Here is a 21,582-nt window from a genome sequence, read left to right as displayed (position 1 = left end):
GGCCCCGCCGCCCGCCCGGCGAGGCGGCGGTCCGGGTGATCCCGGACCGCCACGGCGTGTTCCGGCGCCCGGCGGGAGCCCGGCCCGAGACCGTGGCCGCATGAGCCGAGAACGATTCGACACCTGGGCCGCCGGCGACGCCTACGACCGCTACATGGGTCGGTGGAGCCGCGCGGTCGCGGACCGCTTCCTGGCGTGGCTCGGCTGCCCGGAGGACCTGCGGTGGCTGGACGTCGGATGCGGCACGGGCGCCCTGACCTCCGCCGTCGCCGCCCGGTGCCGGCCCCGCACGGCGCTGGGAGTGGACCGGTCCGCCGGCTTCGTGCGCGCCGCCCGCGCCACCGCTCCGGCCCCCGCCCGCTTCGCGGTGGCCGACGCGCTGTCGCTGCCCGTACGCGACGGAGCCTGCGACGTGGTCGTGAGCGGACTGGCACTCAACTTCCTTCCCTCACCGCGGGCCGCGGTCGCCGAGGCGGCCCGGGTGGTGGCGCCGGGCGGTCCGGTCGCCGCCTACGTATGGGACTACGCCGCGGGCATGGAGTTCCTGACCGCCTTCTGGGACGCCGCGGTGGCCGCGGATCCCGCGGCCGCCGCCCTCCACGAGGGCCACCGCTTCCCGGACTGCCGGCCCGAACCGCTCCGGGACCTGTGGGCCGGGGCGGGGCTGACCGACGTGGCCGTCGCGCCGGTCGAGGTGCCCACCGTCTTCACCGGGTTCGCGGACCTGTGGGAGCCGTTCCTGGCCGGCCAGGGCCCCGCCCCCGGCTATGCCGCCTCCCTCGCCCCGGAGGCCCGCGACCGGCTGCGCGACACCCTCCGGGCCTCCGTCCCCACGGGGCCGGACGGGACGGTCGCGCTCACTGCACGCGCCTGGGCGGTCCGCGGCAGGCGCCCGCTCAGCGCCGCCGTCCCGGCAGCATGACGACGGCCAGCAGCAGCGCCACCACCAGCACCCCGCCCGCCAGGACGAACCCGGCGTGGACGGCCGACGAGGTGACGATCCCCGCCGCGTCGGCCGCCTCGTCGTCGACCGACAGGACCAGGGCCCCCGCCGCGGCCAGCCCGAGGGCCCCGCCGAGCTGCCGCAGCGTCTGCCGGAGCACCGAGGCGTCGGCCCTCTTGTGCACGGGCACCACCCGCATCAGCTCCGCACTCAGCGCGGGGATCGGCACACCCAGCCCGAAGCCCGCGAGCACCATCCCGGGCACCTGCCAGGCGTACGCCTGCGACGACTGCGCGGCCGCCCACAGCGCCACGCCGACCGTGGCACTCACCAGTCCGCACAGCACGGGAACCCGGACCGATCCGGAGCGCTCCAGCAGGAACCCGGACGCGAACGTGCCGCACGCCAGCGCCGCGACGAGCGGCAGCAGGGACAGACCGGTGGCCACCAGCGAGAGGGCCATGGACTGACGCAGGAACAGCGTGCCGTGCACCAGCACGATCAGCTGCGGTGCCTGCACCAGGAAGGTGAGCGCCACGGCGACGGCGTACGGCCGGATGGTCAGCAGCCGCACGTCCACCAGGGGCTCCCGGGACCGCAGCGTCAGGCGGACGGTCGCCGCCAGCAGGAGCGCACCCCCCGCCAGCGCGGCGAGCGTCCTGGGGTCCGTGATCCCCCAGAACCCGCACAGGCACAGCCCGAGGACGAGCGCGCCCAGCGAGACGACCACGGCCGCGGGCTGGAGCGCCGACAGCGACCCGCCCGGCGCCTCCACGGCGATCCGCGTCCTGCCGAGCAGCCACAGGATCACCACCCCCACCGGCACGTTGACCAGGAACACCGACCGCCACCCGGCGAACTGCACCAGCACCGCTCCCACCACCGGCCCGAGCACGAAGAACACCTGCGCCAGACCGGCGTAGACCCCCAGCGCACGCCCGCGTTCGCGCTCCTCGAACACATCGGTGATCACCGTCGTGGCCACCGGGAGCATCAGCGCGGCCCCCGCTCCCTGGACCGCCCGCGCGGCGAGCAGGAACGGCTCCGCGGCAGCACCGGCCGGTGTGAACCCGCAGCACCCGGACGCCACGGTGAACACCACCGTCCCGGCCAGGAAGGTGCGCCGGAGGCCGAACCTCCTGGCCGCCATCGCACCGACGGGCGCCAGCGAGGCCAGCGCCAGCACGTAGACCAGCACCACGCCGTGCATCATGAACGCCGTCAGCCCCAGGTCCTTCGCCATCGGATCGAGGGCGACGGCGACCACGGTCTGGTCCAGCATGACCATCCCGCCGGCACACCCCATCGCCGCCAGGACGAACCGCTTGTGGGGGCCGGGCGGCACTCCGGGGGACTGCTCCTGCGCAGGCAACACCCACTCCCGACGACGGCGTTCCCGACCTGCCGGACAATGATCTCCGTGATACGCCGACAGCCCGCCCCTGCCACGCCGTACGCCGTCCCCGTGGCGGGCGCCGCGCCCTTCGGGACGAGGTGGGCCCTCGTCGACGGCACCGGACGCCTGATACGCCCGCCGGACCTCACCGCCGTGGGCCCGTTCCACGAGGACGGCCGGGGCGGAGCCGTCGCCCCCGCCGCGGATCTGACCGGCCGTTGGGGATACCTGGACGGGCAGGGCCACTGGCTGTCCGCGCCCGCACGGGAATGGGCCGGACCGTTCGACGGGGAAGGGCTCTCCCGGTTCCGGTCCGACGGCCTGTGGGGGTACGCGGACACCGCCGGCACCCCGGTCGTGCCCGCCCGCTTCACCGACGCCCACCCCTTCCACCACGGGCTGGCCGTGGTGCACACCGAGGAGGAGGGCGCGGGCTTCGCCGACCCGTCCGGCCGGGTGGTGATCAGCGGCGGATTCCGGGCGGCCGGGCCGTTCGGCCCGGTGGGACTGGCCGGCGTACGGACGGCCGACACCGGCCGGTGCGGGTACGTGGACCGCGAAGGCCGGCAGGTCATCCCCGCGAGGTTCGACGGGGCGCGGCCCTTCGGCGCGGGAGGGGCGGCCCCGGTCCGGATCGGCGACCTGTGGGGTCTGGTGGACACGGCGGGGGAGTGGATCCTCGAACCCTCCTTCCCGGTGCTGGAAGCCTTCGACGAGAACGGCCTCGCCCATGCCGTCGGCGGCGAGGGCGGCGACGTGTTCCGGGGCTTCCTCGACTGCCGCGGTGCACGCGTGCTGTGCCGCGAGAACGAGATGGCCGAGGAGCTGCGCTGCGGCCTGCTGCGGGTCGGCGACGGCTACGCGCGCGGCTACGTCGACGCGGCCGGGCGGCAGGTCATCGAGCCCCGCTACGCCTGGGCGGAGTCCTTCTCCCGCGGCGGTGCCGCCGTGGCCCACGGCGGCGGCCCGGAGCGGTGGGGAGTGCTGCGGACCGACGGCACCTTCACCCCGTCCCCGCACCCGGAGCCCCTCACCGACGACGACGGCTGGGTCGTCGGCTTCGACGACGTCACGGGCCTGGCCCCGTTCCTCGGCGGCGACGGCTCGGTCGTCCACGTCGACCGGGACGGCCGCGACGTGTGCCGGGTCGAGCCCGCCGCCGACGGTGCCGCCGTCACCCTGAAGGACGCTCAGGGCCGGACCGTCTGGGAGGCCACGGCGGAGCCCGGCACCTTCGAGCGGGAGTGGCCCCACCTCACCCGCGACGCCCGCTTCTACGTCGACCACGCCCCCGCCTGGGACGGCGACACCGCCGCCGTTGCCGGCGAGCTACTGGAGCAGCCGGCGAGGCCGTTCCGGCCGCGTTCGCTGATCTTCGACCCCACCGGAGACCCGTACGACCTGTCCACCCTGGACGAGGACGAGGCGGACCGGGTGTGCCACGGCGCGATGCACGTCGTCGCGAGCGTCTTCCTCTACGCGGAGTCCCTGGCCGAGTACCCCTTCCTCCAGGACTGGACGAACGACCGCTTCGAGGAGGTCTTCACCACCCTCCGGGCCCGCCTCGACGCACGCTTCGGACCCCGGCTGCCCGACGACCGGGCCGTCGTCCTGCGCACCGCCGACGGAGAGCGCTCCGCCACCTGGCGGGTGGGGGAACGCCTGCTGGTCCTGCAGGAGTACGCGCTCGTGGGTGACGGAGACGTGGAGCTCCAGATCTGGCTCGCCGCGGTGGACGCCTGACGCACCGGCCCCGCACCGTCCGCCGGCCTGCCCCGGCCGCTCAGGGATGCCATTCGGTCAGCAGGATGGTGGCGTCGTCGTGGAGCCGCTGGTCCTGGTGGTGGAGGAGGTCCTGGAGGAGCCGGCGCAACGCCTCGGGGGCGGTGTCGCCGGAGGCGGTGGAACGGATGACGGTGTCCGTCAGCCGCTGCTCGCCGAACAGTTCGCCGTCCCGGGAGCGGGCCTCGGTGACACCGTCGCTGTAGAGCAGGACGCGGTCGCCGGGCTGCAGCCGGGCCCGGTGGAGCGTGGGCGGGGCGCCGGAGTGGAAGCCGAAGCCCAGGGGCAGCTGCGGATGCCGTTCCAGGGCACGGGGGACGACCCGCCCCTCACGGATGAGCAGGGGCGGCGGGTGACCGCAGTTGACCCAGGTGAATTCCCCGTCGGCGGAGTCGAGGTGCCCGAAGACCGCCGTCATCAGCCGCTGCGGCATCCACTGGTTCAGGGTGCGGTCGATGGCGGTGGCGATGTCCGTGAGGGACCCGCCCGCACGCCGGGTCGATCGGCAGGCGGCCAGCCCCACGGCGCTGGCGCCGCCCGAGGCCAGGTCGTGGCCCATGGCGTCCAGCAGCGTCAGGTGCAGCACCCCGTCGGTGAAGCTGTGGTCGAAGGCGTCACCGCCGATGTCGTACGCGGGCTCCAGTACGGCACTGGAGGTGATCCTGGCGGTCCCGACGGTGCGCGGGGGCAGGAACGCCCACAGCAGTTCGGCCTGGATGCTCATCCGCCGGGTGCGCGCCCGCTCCACCAGGAGATCGCTGTAGGTCCCCTTGGACACCACCAGCAGGGTGGCCAGCCCGGCCAGGCCCCGGCACGCCCGCAGTGCACCGGGGGTGAACCCGGACGCCGTCGCCCTCATGACCCCCACGCGCTCGATTCCGTCGGTCATCGGCACCCAGGCGGTGGTGCCGTCGCGTGACAGCCGGACCTCCTCGGTCCGGTAGGCGAGACCGCCCAGCGAGGAGTCGATCGGCAGCTCGGCGTCCTGTTCCGTGTCCGCGGGCTGGGGCAGTGCGATGAGCAGCGTCTCCTGTACGTCGCTCACGTACAGCCGGGTGTGGTGAAGGCCCAGGCGCCGGGCGGCGGTGTCGACCAGAACGGGGACGTCCCGGGCCGAGGCCTGCCGGGACTCCTCCAGGAGGGCCGTCAGCACGGAATCGTCCACTGTCACCGGGCCTCCCGGTCCTGGCCCGGCCGACCGGGCCGCCGGACGCGACCATAACCGCCGACACGTCCACCGGCCGCCTGCGACACGGCCGCCTGCGACACGGCCGCGCCGGCCGCGCACGGCACGGCGGCGATCCGGATCGGGTGACCACACAGCAAGGCCCCGGGACGGCTGTCCCGGGGCCTTGCCGACTTCGCTCGACCTGCTTCCTCAACGACCGGCCCGGCGATTCGTCACGCCCGGTGTGCCAGACGTGCCCGGTGTGCCGGCGGCGCCGGGTGCGGCCGGGGCGGTCAGGTGTGGAGGCGGCTGTTGGTGCCGTCGTGGCTGTCGGCGCCCTCGTCGTCGAACCAGTAGTCGCCGGCCGCCAGGTAGCGGAACGCGTGCGTGGCGTGCGCCGGAAGGGTGACGCAGACCGCGCGCGTACCGTCTCCCCGCGCCTCCAGCGGGTGGGCGGCCGGATTCCAGTGGTTGAAGTCCCCGACCACGCTGACGGGCCCGTGCGGAGTGTTCTCGGGGAGGATGAAGGTGACCTGGGTGCGGCCCTTGAGCTGCTTGCGTTCGAGCACCGAAAGACTCCGGGGGCGTAGCAGGAGTGGGGCAGTTGAACCCGAGCATCCTCGCCCGCCCGCCCCGTCCCCCGCCCCCGTACACGCCGCCGCCCGCCCGACCGTCACTCGGTCGGAGGCCGGGCCGGCCGGGTCGCCCGGGCCCCGGAGGGCCACCGCGAACCGTGGCGCGTCGCGGGAGTGTCGCCGACGCACCGCCGACGCGTCACCGGAGTGTCCGGGGGAGGAGGGGGCGGCACCGGAGTGTCGCGGTGGTGGCGGGACGACGGCGGCGCCGATTAGCGTCCACGCATGGATCAGGACACACACGAGCTTCACGCCTCGTCGTTCGGTGCGGCCGCGGCCGCCTACGCCGAACACCGCCCGGACTATGCGCAGGCCGCCGTGCGCTGGGCGCTCGAAGCCGCTCCCGGCCCGCGCGTGCTCGACCTCGGCGCCGGGACGGGCAAGTTGACCGCCACGCTCGTCGCGCTGGGAGCCGAGGTCGTCGCGGTCGAGCCCGACCCGGCGATGCTGGCCGAGCTGCGCCGCGCCCTGCCGACCGTACGAGCCCTGCCGGGCAGTGCCGAGGCGATCCCGCTGCCGGACGGGTCCGTGGACGCCGTCGTCGCCGGGAACGCCATGCACTGGTTCGACATGGCCGTCGCGGGACCCGAGATCGCCAGGGTCCTCGCCGAAGACGGCGTCCTGGCCGGCCTGTGGAACGTCATGGACGACGAGGTCGAGTGGGTCGCCGGGCTCGCCCGGGTCAGCGGGAGCGAGGCCGTCGGCCCGCGTGACACGCCCGCGAGCTGGCGTGCCGAAACGGCGGACATGCACCTGGCGAAGACCGGCGGGGCCGCCCGTTTCGGCTCGCCGGAACAGGCCGGATTCCCGCACGGGCAGACCCGTACCGCCGACTCCCTCGCTGCGACGCTCGCGACGCGCGCGGGGATGCTCGTCATGCCGGCACCGGAACGGGAGGCCAGGCTCGGCGAGATCCGTGCCTTCCTCGGGAGCCGGCCCGAGACCGCCGACGGCGAGTTCAGCCTCCCGATGCAGACCGGCGTGCTGCGCGTACGGAGGCTGTGACGCGCAGCACCGCGCCGGCCGGCGCCCGAGCCCGCGATCCACACCGTGGTGGTCGAAGTGGCCACGGACCACCCGCGCCGCCGAGTGCCCGATCAGTCCGGCGCCCGTGCGGAGCGTCCGCGGCAGCGAGACCGGATCCAGAGGTGCCCGCGGGACCTGCGGGTCGTCCGGAAGGAAGTGGACCTGGGTGGCCGGACCGGCCGGAAGCCCCAGGTAGCCGGGCGCTCCGGCCACCCCCATGCCGGCGAAGGCGAGCGTCTCGGCCGCCCTTCAGTCGTCCTCGCGCAGCCGCCGCCAGATCCGGGTGCGGTGCAGCATGTAGAGGGAGACGCACAGGACCAGCCCCTGGAGGCCGACGGCCAGCAGCCAGAACTCGTCCCTGGTCTCCAGCTTGTCGGTCAGGAAGGTGAAGTTCATGCCGAAGAAGCCGGTGATGAAGGACAGCGGCAGGAAGACCACCGACACGATGGCCAACCGGTTGATCACGCCGTTCTGTTCGCCCGCGATGAGCGAGGAGTAGCTGGCGAACGCCCGGCGGGTGGCCTCCTGGAGGGACTCGATGTCCGCGAGGACCATGCGGGAGCCGGTCTGGAACTCGCGTACGAGCCGCTGCCGCTCCTTCGGCATGTTGCGGCTCATCATCCGCCGGGACAGGACCTCGTCGGTGACCTCCAGGAACGGCCGCAGGAAATGGTGCAGGCGGGCGGAGTGACGGCGCAGCTGCGCCAGGCGGTAGACCTGCTCGGGGCGGCGCCCCTCGAACATGTCGTCCTCCAGTTCCTCGGACTCCAGCAGGGCGCGCACGGCGGCCCGGCGGAAGGTGCCCAGTGCGTCCCCGAGCAGGATGAAGAGCACGGCCACGCTGTCGGGGGGCCGCTCGTGGACCAGGCTCCCGGTGAGCGCCGTCGCCAGGCCGGCCACACCCCGGTGCACGACGGTCAGGGAGCGCTCGGTCACCACCACGTGGATGTACACGACCTCTTCGCCCTGGACCACGGGGACGACGAAGCCCGCCCTGTCGCCCAGGAACTCCGCCCGCGCCGGTTCGTCCGCCGTCCCGAGCCAGTCCAGCGTCTCGGGGTCGAAACCCAGCTGCTCGGCGACCGCCCCGCTTTCCGGCTGCTGCTCCTCCGGCAGCTCCACGATGACGAGGACGAAGGGGTCCTCGGCCAGCCGCGCACGGGCCTCCGCCACGTCCGTACGGGTGACGCTCATCTCCGGCATCGACACCACCGTTACGATCATCGCCCCTCGCCGTTCGTCCCGAAGCCCGCGGCCTCCAGGTTCGGTGCGGTGCTCCGTCCCCGCACCCGCAGGCACTCGTGTGCACCGCTCGGCGACCCCGAACGGAGGACGGCAGCGGGGACGGTGGCCCCGGTCACACCCGGGGCCCGTCAGGAGCGGGTCCGGTCACGACCGGTGCCGGTCGGGGCGGGGCCGGATCATGACCAGGACGCGGCGACCAGGGACCGCTCGGCCGTTGCCAGGTGGACGGCCGTGGCGAGCCAGGCCCGCGCGTACGGCTCCGCCGAGGCGTCCGTGAGCCGGCCGAAAGGGTCCCGGGGACGCCGGTCGGCTTCGGCGGCCAGCGCGTCCGCCAGCTCGGCCGCGGTCCCGAAACCGACGCGGCGCAACAGGTCCGGCCGGGTCAGCGGCTCCGTGCCGCGGGCGGCCTCGGCCACCGCGCGGCGCCCGCCGTCCACACCGGTCTCCAGCAGCCGGCGTACGCGCCACAGGGGCGAGTCGGCCAGCGGGTCCGGACCCGGCACGACCGGTGCGGGAGGATCGGCGGGCGCTCCGGGCGGCAGGTGGACCCCTTGCAGGAGGTCGTACCCGAGGTCGGCCCGGCCCAGCCACTCCTCCGGCAGCCGCAGGGTGTGGTCGGCGCCCGGCACCGGACCGACCGCGAGCGGGCGCAGGGTGGCGGCCCGGTCCAGGTCGGGCCGGCCCAGGACGCGCAGCCGCAACCCGGGGCGGCCCGCCAGCCTGCGCAGGTTCGCCAGGTGCGGCAGCTCGGGATGCGGATGGGCGGGCAGCAGCCTCAGCAGCGCCGCCCCTTCCCGCACCGAACCGTCCGACGACAGCTCGCGTACCAGCAGGTGCTCGCCGGCCGCACCGACGACCTCCACGTCGCAGCCGAGCAGTTCGCCGTGGGCGCCGGGGCCGCCGCCCGGTGCGCCGCCTCCGGTGTCCGCCGCGGACTCCGCGTCCAGCAGGGCCGTCACCCGTTCGGCCGCCGGGCGGGCGAACAGGGCGACCGCCGGCTCATCCGTCCAGGACACCCCGCGCAGGGGCGTCGCCTTGACGCCGCGTCCGGCACCGAGTCGCCCGTCGGCCGACACGGTGGCACCCACGATCAGCAGCCCGCCGCGCGCCAGCCCCGCATGGTCGAGGGCCGCGCCGCCGAGCGCGACGGACGCCGAACCGGCCCCCTTGGCGCGGGCCAGACCGCCCGGCCTGACGTCGGAGACCGACAGCCGTACGCCGTCCGGTGTCAGCACGTGGGTGACCACCCCGCCGTATCCGGTGGCGGAGAGCACCGGTTCCCGGCACAGGCCGTACGTGTGCAGGCTGCCGCCGGGACGGTAGGCGCGCCGGCCGCTGCCCACGAGGGCCGGGCCGGCCGTGCCCGAGGACAGGACGGAGCAGATCCACAGCAGTTCGCGGAAGGCGCCGCTGAGGTCGGCCAGGCGCCGGCCGGAGCCGCGGTCCCGGGCGGCGCGCAGCCCGCGCACCAGCCGCAGGGCGGCCGCCTCGGCGCGCGCGAGGCCGGCCACCCGGGCGGCGTGCGCGGCCCGCAGCAGCTCGGCCTGCACCACCGCGCCGGCAGCGGGCACCCCGCCCGCGAGCGCGGTGGCCGCGGCCTCCCACAGGGCTCCGGCGGCTGCGGTCTGCGCGGCGGTGAGTACGTGCTGCTCCGGAGCGGCGCTTCCCGGGAGCACTTCCGCCCCACCGGGAGGGGTCCCTTCCCGGGCCGAGGCCCGGGTGTGGGACGCAACGCCGGAAGCAGCCGCGGTCGCATCGCCGTTCACAGCCCCGGTGGCAGCGCCGGACGTCGGCCCGTCAGCCGGTTCCCCGGCAGCCGGTGCCCCCTCGCCCGGTTCCCCGTCAGCGGGTTCCGGCCCGGCCGAGGCGTCGGCGATCGGAGCCGCACCGAGTACGGCGGCCCGGTGCAGGCACCGCGGTGCCAGCAGGCAGCTGCACACGGCCCGGTCGGCGGACGTGACCGCCCCCGAGGGCCCCGGTCGCAGGGTGACCAGGGCGTCCTCGCCGAAGCGGAAGGCGACCGAACCGTCGTCGGCGAGCGTCAAGCCCGCCGGGTCGGCGCCGCAGGCGGCGATGGCGGCGTCCAGCTTCTTGCGCAGCCGCGCGGTGAGCCCCTCCACGGCATCGGCGAAGACCTCGGGCGCCACCGGCGGCAGCGACGGGACCGACGGCGCTGAGGGGTCGGTCGGGACCGACGGGTCGGTCGGAACGGTCGGGACGGACACGGCGGTCAACGGGCATCTCCCCGGAGGCGGTCGCCCACCCAGCGGGCGAGGGCGAGAGGACTGAGTGCGGCCACCGGCATGCCGGCCGCGACGACTTGGCGGGCGATGGGGACGGAATACCGGGGGGTCCCGGTGTCGTCGAGGGCGGCGCACCCCAGCAGATGGGCTCCCGAGCCCGCCAGCGCCCGCACCTCGCCGAGCAGTCCGCCCACCGGCATGCCCTCCTCGAAGTCGCTGACCACGACGACGAGCGTGCGGCTCGGCACGGTGATCAGCGAACGGGCGTGCGCGAGAGCGGCCGCGATGTGCGTACCGCCGCCGACCCGCACCTCCAGCAGCAGCGACAGCGGGTCGTCGACCCGCTCGGTGAGGTCGACCACGCCGGTGGAGAAGGCGAGGAAGTGCGTGGAGAGCGTCGGCACCCCGGCCAGGACGGCGGCGGTCAGCGCGGACCAGATCACCGATGCCTCCATCGAGCCCGACACGTCGACGACGAGGATCAGCCGCCAGTCGGCCTCGCGGTGCACCCGGGTGCTGAACACCGGCCGTTCCGGTACGACCCGCACCCGGCCGTCCTCCAGCCGGCGCGCGTGCGCCAGGTTGGCCCGGAGGGTGCGGGCCAGGTCCAGCCGCCCGCCGGGACGGCGGGTCGGCCGCGGCGTGGCGAGTCCGGTCAGCGCGGGGCGGGTCCGGGTGGCCAGCTCCCTGGTCAGTTCCTCGACCAGTCGCCGGACCAGGGGCCGCAGCCGCGCCAGCCGGTGCTCGGGCATGCCCCCGGCCAGGGACAGCACCGAGGTGAGCAGCTCCACCGAGGGGCGTACGGCCGCGGGGTCGAGCCGTTCCAGCACATCGGTCCGGCCCGCGTCGGCCGCCGCGGCGAGCACCTCTTCGCGCACCTCGGTGCCGAAGAGGGCCGCCAGCTCCTCGGCCCATTCGCGGGCCGTGGGGAAGGACGGATCCTGCCCGCCGCCGGGACCGGCGGCGCCGCCCCGGTCCAGGTCCGAAGAGCCCTCGCCCCGCCCCGCCCCGTACAGCTCGTCCAGGGCGCGGGCATGGCGGCGTACGCCGGAGGGGAGCCGGTCGTGCTCACGGCCCAGCAGCAGTCGCCAGCGGTCGGCCGGGCCGATCCGCCGGGCCCCGGCCACGGCGGAACCGGCAGATGTGCCGCCGCCCGAGGGGTCTCCGGCGCCGACACCGGCAGGACCGTCCTGCCCGGCCCCCACCTCCGCGCCCCGCACCTCGGCCTGTGCCATCCCGGAATCCGCCCCCGACAGCGCGCCGGGGACCGACTCCGTCACCGCTCCCGGGCCCGCTTCCGCCCCGGGGCCGGCTGACCCCGGGCCGCCTGGGGCGGCCTCCCGCAGCACCTTGACGGCGGCCGCCCCGGCCGCGTCGGCCGCCGCCCACAGGGCGAGCAGCGCGGGCGGCGCGGCGAGTGAGAGGTCGATCCGGTCGCCGAGACGGCCGGACACGGCGGCCAGCATCCGGTCGCGACCGGCGGGGGACAGTGCGTCGAACCCGCCGCGCAGGGCCGGCAGCCGGTCCAGGAACTCGCGGTCGCCCAGCGCCTCGATCCGGTCCAGCAGCGGGTCCAGAGCCGCCGCGGACACCTGGAGCAGCGGTGCGGCGGCGGCCAGCAGGCCCGTCAGCCGCCGCGTCAGCCGGCGGCGGCCGTCCGGATCGCCGGCCGCATCGATCCACCCGGCAGCACGCCCGCCGAGGTCCGCCGTCCGCTCCAGGTCCAGCAGCACCCGTACGGCCAGGGCCGCGCCCTGCATCAGCGGCGATCCGCTCTCGCCCAGGGCGGCCAGCGCCCGGTCCAGACGCAGACCGAGGTGGTGCGCGGCGGCCCGGTCGGCCAGCGCCGCGAGCGCGGCGGCGTCGGCCGGGTCGTCGCTGCCCGCCAGACCCGGCAGCGTACGGACCGCCGCCTGGAGCAGCTCCGCGGCGAGCGCGGCGGCCACGGCCCGGCCCTCGGCGCCCGCCCCCGGCAGCTGACCGCGCCGCAGGGAGTCCAGCAGGTCCAGGGCCGAGAGGAGTTCCGGCAGGGACGCCGACCCGGGCAGTACCTCCGCCGCCTCGGCGAGCCGTACGGCGACCAGCCCGGGCAGGTCGCAACGCGCCGCCGCGCCCAGGCCGGTGAGGATCGCCCCGCAGGTCGGACCGCCCTCGGCGGCCTCCCGCCGGGCGGTCTCGCGCAGGGTCCCGGCGGCGGCCTGGGCCACGGTCACCCCGCGCACGCCCGCCAGGTCGAGGCGGGCGGGCACGGCAGGCGTCCACGACACCCGCCACCGGGTGCCCAGGGCGGTGCCGTCCCCGGTCCCCGCCACCCTCAGCGGTTCGCCGTAGGACGCGCCGCACACCAGCAGCCGCTGCAGCAGCACCTCCCGCCGGGCGTCGAGCGGCGAACGGAGCGGGTCGAGCCGGACCTCGCGCGCCGCGGGCTCCCCGGGACCGGGCAGCCGCAGCGCCGCCAGCTCCCGCTCCACGTCGGGCCCCAGCCCGGAGCGCGGGGTGCGGGGCGACAGCCGGCCGCGCACGGCACCGACCAGTACGGTGTCCAGCGCGCGGGCCAGCGCCCGGCCGCGGCCCAGGGGTTCGCCCTGGCCGAGCACGGTCGTGACGGCCTCCAGAAGTTCGCCCCGGCCGGGGGCGGGCAGCCCGCGCAGCCGGGCCAGGTCCCCGGCCAGCCGCAGGGTCTCCGCGGCCTCCCCGGTGCCCGCGGTGTGCCCGGCCCCGCGCAACTCCCGGCACACACCGGTCACCGCGAGCGCGGCGGCCTCCCGCACCCGCTCGGGATCCCCGCCCGCACCCAGCACGGCCTGCTGCCAGAGCGGATCCCGGATGCCGGCCGGGTAGCCCGAACGGGAATCCAGCAGATCGGAGGAGTAGGCGACGAGCGAGGTCACCGCGGGCTCCGTCTCCGCGGGCGCCGTCGCCGACGGATCCGTCAGCGGGGCATCCGCCGGCACGTGTGCCGTCAGCACCGGGGCGTGGAAGGCTCCCACGACGGCCGCGACCGTACGCCCCGAGGACGCCGCGCCGTGGATCACCCGGCGCATGTGCGCCTCGCGGGCCAGGTCCGTGGACGGTACGCCGTCCCGGCCCTCGGCGTCCCGGCGCAGCGCCCAGCCCACGCCGAGCGCGGCCCGGCGGACCGCCTCCGGCGGGCAGCCGGGGGCGAGCACCTCCACGGCACGGTCCCACAGGTCCTCGCCGTCGCGCCCCGTGCCGGCCGAGGCGAGTGCCTCGGCGAAGGAGCGCCCGGCAGCGGCACCCACGGCCGGTACGTCCGCCGTCCGTGCCGGGACATCCGGCGCAGGGGTCGCGGGTGCCGGGCACTCGGGCGCCTCTGCCGGAGACCAGCCGGGGTCCCCCAACGGCAGGTCACAGCAGAGGACTTCGACCTCGTGCTCCCGGGCCCAGCGGATCGCCGCCAGCTCCGGGGAGAAGTCCGCGAAGGGGTAGAAGGCCAGCCGCCCGTCGGCGCCGGCGGCCGCCAGTGCCACGGGGGCCGTGGTCTCCGGGTCCGCCAGGTGCGGAAGCCAGTCCTGGAAGTCGGCGGGCAGTTCGACGCAGACCACGTCGGCGCCCGAGGCGTCCAGCAGCGCGGGCGTCACCGCCGCCAGGGCCGGGCTGTGGTGCCGTACGCCCAGCAGGAACGGCTCCCGGGACGCGCCCAGCAGGTCCACGGCCGCACGCGGGTCGGCTCCCGCCGGCCCCCCGGCGCCCGCCGGACCGGCACTCGGCACGGCGGTGGACAGGGTGGTCGGCACGGTGGCCGGTACGGCGCCCGGGCCCGTGCTCGATCCGGTACTCGAACCGCTACTCGAACCGATGCTCGTGCCGTTGTTGGTTCCGTTCGTCACCGCAGGCTCCCGCGCAGGTCCCACAGCCGGCGCCACATCGCCGAACCCTCCTCGGCACGGCGCCTGACCGGGCCGTCCCAGTAGCCCAGCAGCCGGTCGTGGTCGGCGGGGTCGTCCTTGCGGACCACGCCGAGCAGATGTCCCGGCAGCAGGTCCAGCACATCGCCGGCCGGCAGGTAGGCGTGGGCGACCCCGAGCGAGGTCGCCACCTGCACCGCCTCCGCGGTGGACATCACCGTGCCCGGCCGCTCCACGTCCCAGCCTTCGGCGGAGCGCCCGGACCGCAGGTCGCGGAAGACGGTCACGAGCGCGTCCAGCACCGCGTCGTCGACGCCGAAACCGGCACCCGCGCGCTGCACCGCGGCCACTGCCTGACGGCGGATCAGCGCGGCCTCGGCATCGGCGTCCGCGATGGGCTGGACGGTCTCGAAGTTGAAGCGCCGCTTGAGGGCGGCGGACATCTCGGAGACCCCGCGGTCGCGGAGGTTGGCGGTGGCGATGACGGTGAAGCCGGGGGCCGCACTGACCGCCGCGTCCTCGGTCGCGGCCAGTTCGGGCACACTGACCCGCCGTTCCGAGAGGATCGACACCAGGGCGTCCTGGACTTCGGGCAGGCAGCGGGTGATCTCCTCGACCCGGGCGACCCGCCCGGTGCGCATGGCCGTGAGCACGGGGGAGTCGACCAGGGCCTGCGGGGTGGGGCCGCGGTCGAGCAGCAGGGCGTAGTTCCAGCCGTACCGGAAGGCGTCCTCGGTGGTGCCGGCGGTGCCCTGGACGGTGAGGGACGACGTCCCGCAGACGGCGGCCGACAGCAGCTCGGAGAGCATGGACTTGGCCGTGCCGGGCTCGCCGACGAGCAGCAGGCCGCGTTCTCCGGCCAGGGTGACCACGCAGCGCTCGACGAGGGCTCGCTCGCCGACGAACTTGGGGGTGACGGCCAGCCTGGCGGGCAGGCCGTCGTGGGGCTCGGCCAGGGCGAGTTCCTCGCCGCCACTGCCGCACACGAAGGTGACGACGGCCCGCGGGGTCAGCGCCCAGCCGGGCGGGCGGGGACCGGTGTCCTGGGCGGCGAGGAAGGCCAGTTCGGCGGCGTACCGCTCCTCGGCGGGACGCACCTGCCGGGCGGCGGGTGCGGTGGAAGGCTGCTCGGTGACGGTCATCGGGTGTCCTTGAAAGAGTTCCGTGGAAAGGGGGGAGCGGTGCGGTGTGGCACCGGCAGGTGAGCGGGCGGGGGCACGGGCGGCGGCGCAGCGGCCGCGTGGCCCCCCGCCCCGGGCCGCCCCGCAAGCGGGCGGCCCGGGGCGGGAGGCACCGGCGGCGGAGCCGTGGCCGTCCGCCTCAGCGGCGCCTGACGCGCCGTACCTTCAGCTCGGAGAAGCGCGGTACGTCGCCCCCGCGGACCCGCTCCCAGGCCCTGCGGTAGAGCGCGTCGGCGGGTTCGGTGGGCACCAGCACCCCGAGCAGCGCCGTCCGGTCGGCGAGCAGGTCCTCGTACATCGGCGCCTTCCACTGCTCCAGCGGAAGCACCGGGGAGGCCGTCTCGATCCAGCCGCCGGGCAGGAACAGGCCGCGCCCGGCCCGGGTGCGGCTCGCGGCCACCACGAGGTCGGTGGCGCCCAGTTCGGCACGGGCCGCCTTCAGCCGGGCCGGCTTCCAGCCCGTCCACCGGGCGGTGTTGCGGTCGGTGGGGTCGGGCATGGCCAGCAGCATCAGGTACAGGGCGGCGGCATCGGCACCCAGGCCGTACGCCCCCGCCGCCTCGGCCACCAGCTCCGGCACCGAACGGGTCGGATCCTGCGGCCACCAGGTGCCCTCGGCACCCGCCGCACCCGCCGTATCCCCGCCCCCGGCCACGCCTGCCGCCGTGCCGCCCGGGGCCCCCGGATCGGCCAGCAGCGCCGCGAAGCGCCCGTCGTGCGCGACCTGCAGCGCCGCCTCCACCGGGAAGGGGTGCTGGGCGGCCCCGCGCAGCAGCGGCAGGTACGGGTCGCGGCCGGCCGAGTCCAGCAGTGCCGGGCGCACCGCGGGCACGGGCCGCCCGTCATGGGTGGGCAGCACCACGGCTCCGTACTGCTCGTACAGCCCGTCCGTACGCGTCGGCGCCCCGGCGGCCTTGCGGAAGTCGTCCAGGTCGACGTACCAGCCGACCACCATCATCAGCTCCGGGGCGAGGAGCCGCTTGCGGATCGCGGCGAGCGCCGACGGCAGCAGGGCGCGCACCGGGTCGCCGGCCGGCAGCCGGTGGGCCAGCCAGGCGAGCATGGCCACGGAACCGGTCAGCACGTCCGCGGTGAAGGCCTCGCCGGTCGAGTCCCGCGGCTCCACCCGGTCCCCCTTGACCTCCCAGGGCACATCGGTGCTCAGGGCCGGAGATGAGGCCGGATCGAGGACGGCGGGCAGGGAACGCAGGACGGGCCAGGTGGTCCTGACCCCGCGGTGGGCCTCGACCGTGAGCCACTCGGGCACGGCGACCCGGCGGCCGACCCGCAGGTTCCACACCTCCGCGGCGGCGGCCGCGTCCGGCCCGTCCGTCCACAGGCGGGCCGGATCGGCGGGCAGCAGCGCCGCGACCAGCTCCCGGCGGAGCTCGGGGGCCAGCGCCTTCAGCTCGTCACGGGCCACGGCCGCCTCGCTCGCCTTGACCTCCAGGGCCGCCCGCTGTTCCGCGGTGAGGAAGCCGTGCTCGTACGAGTCCACGCCGGGCAGGCCCGCGAGGACCAGCCGCGCCATGGTGCCGGACGCGCCGGTCAGCCGGGCGAACTCCTCGGCGGCCCCGGGCCGCCAGGGCACCGGGCCACGCCCGGCGGCTTCGTCCAGGAAGCGGGTCGTCCAGCCGTCGACGAGCGCGGGATCGCCGAGCGGCCGGTGCCGGACCGGGGTGTAGGGCGCGGGCACCGCGAACAGGCCCGCGGGGTCGTACTGGAGGCCCTCGACCTCGAAGCCGTCGCCGCGGCGGTCGCAGAAGCCGTCCGTGGCGAGCAGGGCCCCGCCGCCGAGCGGAAGGACGCCGCGGTGGTGGACGTGGTGGTCGGTGCCGTCCGGCTTGCGCAGCGCACGGTCCGTCAGGTGGAGCGTGACCCGGCGCCACCGGCCGGCCCCGGACGTCACACCGAGCCCGTCGATCCGCCCCAGCAGCGCGAGGAGCGCCTCGCGGTCCTCCTCGGAGGTGGTCGCGGCGACCGCGCGGTAGGCCAGGGCGGCGGGCCGTTCCAGGAGCCGGGTCCACGGCACGTTGGTGTGCGGGAGCGAGGGCGTCTCGCAGTGCAGCCGGCCGGGTTCGGCCGTCGCCCCGGTGTCCGCGCCCGCCGCGGCCACTGCGGCCAGCGCCTGCCAGGCGTAGTCCCCCTCCTGGTTCCGGCCGCCCCAGCGGTAGCCGACCGTCCCGGTCAGGCCGTCCAGGGCGGGAAGCAGGACCACGTCCGCCGGACCCCGCGGCGCCGTCTCGGCCGCGCCGCCCCGCACCGCACGGGCCAGGCGCTCGGTGATCGCCTCCTGGGTGGACCGCTGAGCGAGGGCGGAACGGACCGCGCGGGCGATGCCCCGGACCAGCACGTCGTCGGTGATCCGCGGCAGCGCGGCCCGCACCAGCGCGGGGAGCTCTTCGGGGGTGGCGCCGGCGGCCGAGGCCAGCAGCGCGGCCGCCGTGTCCCGGTCCACCCCGCGCAGCAGCGACGAGCCGCCGGTGTCGCGCGGACGCAGGCAGAACCAGTGGTCGGCGGGCGGCAGCCGGTGCCCCTGCGCGGTGGAGCCGCGATACGTACGGCTCGGGGCCTCCGCGGTGACCGCACCGTCAGGGTCGGTGATCCGGAAGGAGTTCCAGTTCGAGGACAGCGCCCGCGGGCGGTCGTCGCCCGGGAACACCAGCGCCGCCAGCGGTGCTCCGTCGTCGCCCTCCGGTACGGACACCTCCCGGCCCGCGGTGTCGCCGGCCAGCCAGCCCCCGCCGGGCAGGCGCACCGCGCGCCAGCCGAGCAGGCCGTGCACGGGACCGCCGAGGACCGAGCCCTCGACGGCGGGGGCGGGGCGCAGCCAGCTGTCCTGCTCGGACAGCGTGCTGCCCCCGGGGCGGCCCCGGAGGGCATCGGTGAGGAACCCGGGCAGGGAACGCCGCCCGGTGGTGCCGGAGGCCGGGTCGTACTCCGCCCAGCCGTGCTCGGCCCCCTCGTCGTGCCAGGCCCAGAACGACGGGCCGTCGGAGATGATCACCCGCTCGTCCGGCAGCCGGGTGTCGCCCCGGTGGAGCACGCCTCCGCCGGTGGCCAGGCCGCCGCCGGACAGCGGCAGGCCGATGTGCTGGAGGGACAGGCGCCACGCCTGCCGGCCGGTGTCCACCGTGAACACGTGGTCGGGGTCGGTGTGCCAGTAGCCCTGGGCGCCGCCGCCGCCGTGCCAGGAGCGCCAGCAGACCAGCAGCGCGCCGTCGACGTAGTGGAAGCCGGTGGTGCGCCGGTCCGTGCCGGGGATGCGCAGGTCGTGGACGAGCACCGTGGAGTGGGCGTCGATGACCCGGACCTGCCGCTGGTTCGCCACGATCAGGTGCGGCCAGGCACTGACCACCATGAGGTCGTTGTCGCCGCGCTCGGTGTCCAGCTCGGCGAGCGCCTCCTCCCAGGCGGGCCAGGCCAGTTCCTCGAAGAGACCGCCGCGCAGGGTGCGGGCCAGCAGCGCCCCGAGGTCGGTGGCGGCCGCGGCGGCCACCTCCTCCTCGGCCAGGACGAGCGCCTCGGCGGGCAGCCAGGTCAGCCGGTGCACGGCCTGCGGGTACGTGGGCAGGCCGGTGCCGGCGGAGGCCCGGGCCACCCCGCGCACCCATTCGGCGAGCATCGGGCGGCCGCCGGCGGCAGCGGCCAGCCGCCGCACCACGGACTTGCTCGGGTCGGTGTCGTGGAAGCCGTTCGCGGCACGGGAGAAGGCGGGCCGGAAACGCTCGTCGGCGGCGAGCGCCAGCAGGTCGCGGCGCTCCTCGCCCTGCGCCCACACGTCCAGGTTGAGTGCGTCCTCCTCCGCCGGAGCGGCCACCGGCAGGCCGAGGGAGAGCAGCAGGTCGAGCAGGTCGACGTCCTGCACGCCGATGCGCAGCCCCTGCTCCCGGCCGGGTTCGGCCAGTTCGGCACGGAGCCGGTCCGCGCACCGCTCCACCACGTCGAGCAGCAGCGGCAGTGCCGGCCGCTGCCCCCAGCCCCGGTGGCGGGCGGCGTGGAAGCGTTCCAGCCAGCCTGCGGTGCCGTCGGCGCTGCGCTCCTCGGGGGACACCGTCGGCGAGACCAGTCCGGCGGTGGCGCCCGACTCCTCCAGGATGCGGAGCCACAGGTCCGACAGCTCGGCGCCGCCCGAGTCCTCGTTCTGCGGGGTCAGGGACAGCAGGGCGCCGCGCACGGCGGGCTCCCGGCGGGCCAGTCCGACCAGGGCCGGCCGGTGGGTCCGCCACCAGCCGGCGGCCGCGCGCAGGGTCGCGGGCAGCGTCAGCAGTTCGGCGAGGTAGTCCTGTTCGGCCCGATCGGCGTCGAGTCCGGCCGAGCGCGCCAGGCGGCGCAGCGCGGGGGCGACCTGGGCGGAGGGCACCATGCCGCCCGCCGTGCGGCGCAGGCACAGGCGCAGGTAGCGCGCGTACGCCTCGGCCGCGGGCAGCCTCAGTTCCAGCTCCTTGGCGTACGAGGTGAGCACCCGCACCGGCAGTGCTCCGGCGAGGGCGAACTCCAGGAACACGGCGTCGAGCCGGTCGTCGTCCACGGTCAGACCGTGGGCGGCCTCGCTCTTGCGGGCCCGGGTGAACAGCTGCGCCGCGTAGGTGGGGTTCTCCACCGACAGGAAGATCCGGGCGGTCTCCTCGTAGAAGACGGGCAGGAAGTGCGGTACGGCCGCCGCCAGCCGCCCCGCCAGCTCGTGGCAGGACTCCAGGGCCGCCTTGGGCTTGGACTTGGCCCGGTGGGCCACCCGTTCCAGCTCCGGTACGAGCGCCAGGGCGTGGTGGCCGTCCTGCGGGTGGTGGACGAGCACCCACTCGGCGAAGCCGAGGGCCCGGCGGAGGCCGAGGCCGACCACGGCCGGCTCGCCGTCGGGCACCAGCCCCAGGAAGCCGGCGGCGAGGTCCTCGGCCGCGCCCAGTTCGGCCGCCGCGAGCCGGACCACGACACGGCCCTCGGGCAGACCGGGGTGCCGGTAGGTGCGGGCGGTGAGGTCGACCGCGCCGGGACCGGCGCCCTCGGTGCCGGGCGGCAGCACCGCGCCCGCCCGGACCAGCAGCGCGGCCTCGGTGGGTGCGGCCGCGGGTGCGGTGGTGCTCATCCCCGTGGTGGTGCTCGTCGGTGTGGTGGTCGTCATCGCTCGTTCCCGCCCTCTTCGATCGTGCGGCCGGCGTACAGCGCGGCGGCCATCCGCATCCCCTCGGACCAGGCCACCGGTCCGACCTCGCGCAGCGCGGCCGCGCGGCCCTCCTCGTCCTGCCAGGACAGCGCCCCCGTCACGGAGTCCCCGTCCCAGTACGGCTCGCCGATCCACACCGCGGCCGTCAGGGCGCGCCCGGCATCGCGCACCGGGCAGGTGGCGTACCCGCCGGACACCCGGTAGCCCAGCGCCGTCGCGCGGGCCGCGAGCCGGAACCGGTTGGGGTAGGAGCCGCCCGCGAACTCCCGGACCTCGGTGGTGTCGGCCGCGACGTCCTCCGGCTTGCGCCAGGTGGCCCGGTGGATCTGCTCGACCCCCTGCACGATGCCCAGCTCCGCCGCGAACTCGCGTACGTCGTCCAGGTCGGGCAGCAGCACCGGGTGCGGCAGCAGCACACGGGGCGCGGACAGCCGGACGGTCTCGCCGTCGAGATTGACCACCCGCAGTTCACCGGAGGCGGTGGCGTCCCGCAGGAAGCCCACCTCGTCCGGGTCCTCGCCGACCACCGCGATGTCGCGGAGCGCGCCCTGCCACGCCTCGTCCGGCCAGACCCGGGCGAGCAGTGCGGTCGGCACCGGCAGCGAGGACACCATCCAGGCGTCCACCTGCGCGACGCACGCGGCCGCGTGCCGGTCCAGCCACTCGGCGAGCCGGCGCAGCCGGTCCACCTCGGGGTTGTCCCGCAGCGCCCGGGGCAGCGTCTTCAACTGCCGCCCCGCTGCCCGCCCGGTGGTGGCGCGTGCCGCCACCCGACCCTCCGACAAGGCGATTTCGTACCCTTCGCCCGCTGACAGCCAGCCCATCCCTACTGCCCCCTCATGGTGCCCGACCAGATTTCACGCAGGCCGAAACGGGGGCGGTGAAAGCCCCCTGACCTGCGGTATGAGGGGACAGTAGCGGGACCCACCG

The 21,582-nt window shown here is 76.2% G+C and carries 12 protein-coding genes; 3 read left to right on the top strand and 9 right to left on the bottom strand.

The window, feature by feature from the left end; genetic code table 11:
- The first annotated feature begins 100 nt into the window (after positions 1-100).
- Positions 101-922: a class I SAM-dependent methyltransferase gene (locus AB0O36_RS14850; RefSeq protein WP_365109242.1), complete on the top strand. Its 822-nt coding sequence runs from the start codon at positions 101-103 to the stop codon at positions 920-922.
- Here the strand turns inward: AB0O36_RS14850 and AB0O36_RS14845 are convergent.
- Positions 897-2,315 (bottom strand): MFS transporter, encoded by a 1,419-nt coding sequence (locus AB0O36_RS14845; RefSeq protein ID WP_365109240.1) that lies wholly within the window; start codon positions 2,313-2,315, stop codon positions 897-899. The two genes, AB0O36_RS14850 and AB0O36_RS14845, sit on opposite strands and share 26 nt — an antisense overlap.
- A gap of 48 nt (positions 2,316-2,363) precedes the next feature.
- On the opposite strand from AB0O36_RS14845, the gene AB0O36_RS14840 reads away from it, so the two are divergent.
- A complete protein-coding gene (locus tag AB0O36_RS14840) occupies positions 2,364-4,082 on the top strand; it encodes a WG repeat-containing protein (RefSeq protein WP_365109237.1) in 1,719 nt (572 codons plus the stop codon).
- Positions 4,083-4,122: 40 nt separating this feature from the next.
- Here the strand turns inward: AB0O36_RS14840 and AB0O36_RS14835 are convergent, their stop codons facing one another.
- A complete protein-coding gene (locus tag AB0O36_RS14835) occupies positions 4,123-5,292 on the bottom strand; it encodes a PP2C family protein-serine/threonine phosphatase (protein WP_365109234.1) in 1,170 nt (389 codons plus the stop codon).
- 290 nt (positions 5,293-5,582) lie between these two features.
- Positions 5,583-5,858, bottom strand: coding sequence for an isoamylase early set domain-containing protein (locus AB0O36_RS14830; RefSeq protein ID WP_365109231.1), 276 nt, complete (start codon positions 5,856-5,858; stop codon positions 5,583-5,585).
- 291 nt (positions 5,859-6,149) lie between these two features.
- Between AB0O36_RS14830 and AB0O36_RS14825 the strand changes: the two genes are divergently transcribed.
- Positions 6,150-6,929 (top strand): class I SAM-dependent methyltransferase, encoded by a 780-nt coding sequence (locus AB0O36_RS14825; protein WP_365109228.1) that lies wholly within the window; start codon positions 6,150-6,152, stop codon positions 6,927-6,929.
- Positions 6,930-7,199: 270 nt separating this feature from the next.
- On the opposite strand, the gene AB0O36_RS14820 is transcribed toward AB0O36_RS14825, so the two are convergent.
- The 6 genes from AB0O36_RS14820 to AB0O36_RS14795 all read right to left on the bottom strand — a co-directional run bounded on the left by AB0O36_RS14820 (position 7,200) and on the right by AB0O36_RS14795 (position 21,476).
- Entirely contained in the window at positions 7,200-8,153 is a 954-nt protein-coding gene (locus AB0O36_RS14820) for a CorA family divalent cation transporter (RefSeq protein ID WP_365109225.1), read from the bottom strand.
- A 218-nt stretch (positions 8,154-8,371) separates the two neighbouring features.
- Positions 8,372-10,342: a hypothetical protein gene (locus AB0O36_RS14815; RefSeq protein ID WP_365109545.1), complete on the bottom strand. Its 1,971-nt coding sequence runs from the start codon at positions 10,340-10,342 to the stop codon at positions 8,372-8,374.
- A gap of 83 nt (positions 10,343-10,425) precedes the next feature.
- Positions 10,426-14,112: a DUF5682 family protein gene (locus AB0O36_RS14810; protein ID WP_365109542.1), complete on the bottom strand. Its 3,687-nt coding sequence runs from the start codon at positions 14,110-14,112 to the stop codon at positions 10,426-10,428.
- Positions 14,113-14,285: 173 nt separating this feature from the next.
- Complete coding sequence (locus tag AB0O36_RS14805; protein WP_365109222.1) at positions 14,286-15,449, bottom strand: AAA family ATPase; 1,164 nt, start codon at positions 15,447-15,449, stop codon at positions 14,286-14,288.
- A 178-nt stretch (positions 15,450-15,627) separates the two neighbouring features.
- Complete coding sequence (locus AB0O36_RS14800) at positions 15,628-20,610, bottom strand: DNA-binding protein (protein WP_365109220.1); 4,983 nt, start codon at positions 20,608-20,610, stop codon at positions 15,628-15,630.
- Positions 20,607-21,476, bottom strand: coding sequence for a DUF4132 domain-containing protein (locus tag AB0O36_RS14795; protein ID WP_365109217.1), 870 nt, complete (start codon positions 21,474-21,476; stop codon positions 20,607-20,609). The genes AB0O36_RS14800 and AB0O36_RS14795 overlap by 4 nt, the downstream gene beginning before the upstream one ends.
- Between the last annotated feature and the right edge of the window lie 106 nt (positions 21,477-21,582).

Source organism: Streptomyces sp. NPDC089799, from assembly GCF_040684755.1.
Lineage (GTDB): Bacteria > Actinomycetota > Actinomycetes > Streptomycetales > Streptomycetaceae > Streptomyces.
Note: the sequence above shows the minus strand (reverse complement) of the source record. Positions and strands in the feature narration are given on the sequence as shown.

What these genes read in the sequence shown, in the direction of transcription:
- AB0O36_RS14795 (WP_365109217.1), bottom strand. Translation starts at nt 21,476, where the DNA reads ATGGGCTGGCTGTCAGCGGGCGAAGGGTACGAAATCGCCTTGTCGGAG.
- AB0O36_RS14850 (WP_365109242.1), top strand. Translation starts at nt 101, where the DNA reads ATGAGCCGAGAACGATTCGACACCTGGGCCGCCGGCGACGCCTACGAC.
- AB0O36_RS14820 (WP_365109225.1), bottom strand. Translation starts at nt 8,153, where the DNA reads ATGCCGGAGATGAGCGTCACCCGTACGGACGTGGCGGAGGCCCGTGCG.
- AB0O36_RS14800 (WP_365109220.1), bottom strand. Translation starts at nt 20,610, where the DNA reads ATGACGACCACCACACCGACGAGCACCACCACGGGGATGAGCACCACC.
- AB0O36_RS14825 (WP_365109228.1), top strand. Translation starts at nt 6,150, where the DNA reads ATGGATCAGGACACACACGAGCTTCACGCCTCGTCGTTCGGTGCGGCC.
- AB0O36_RS14805 (WP_365109222.1), bottom strand. Translation starts at nt 15,449, where the DNA reads ATGACCGTCACCGAGCAGCCTTCCACCGCACCCGCCGCCCGGCAGGTG.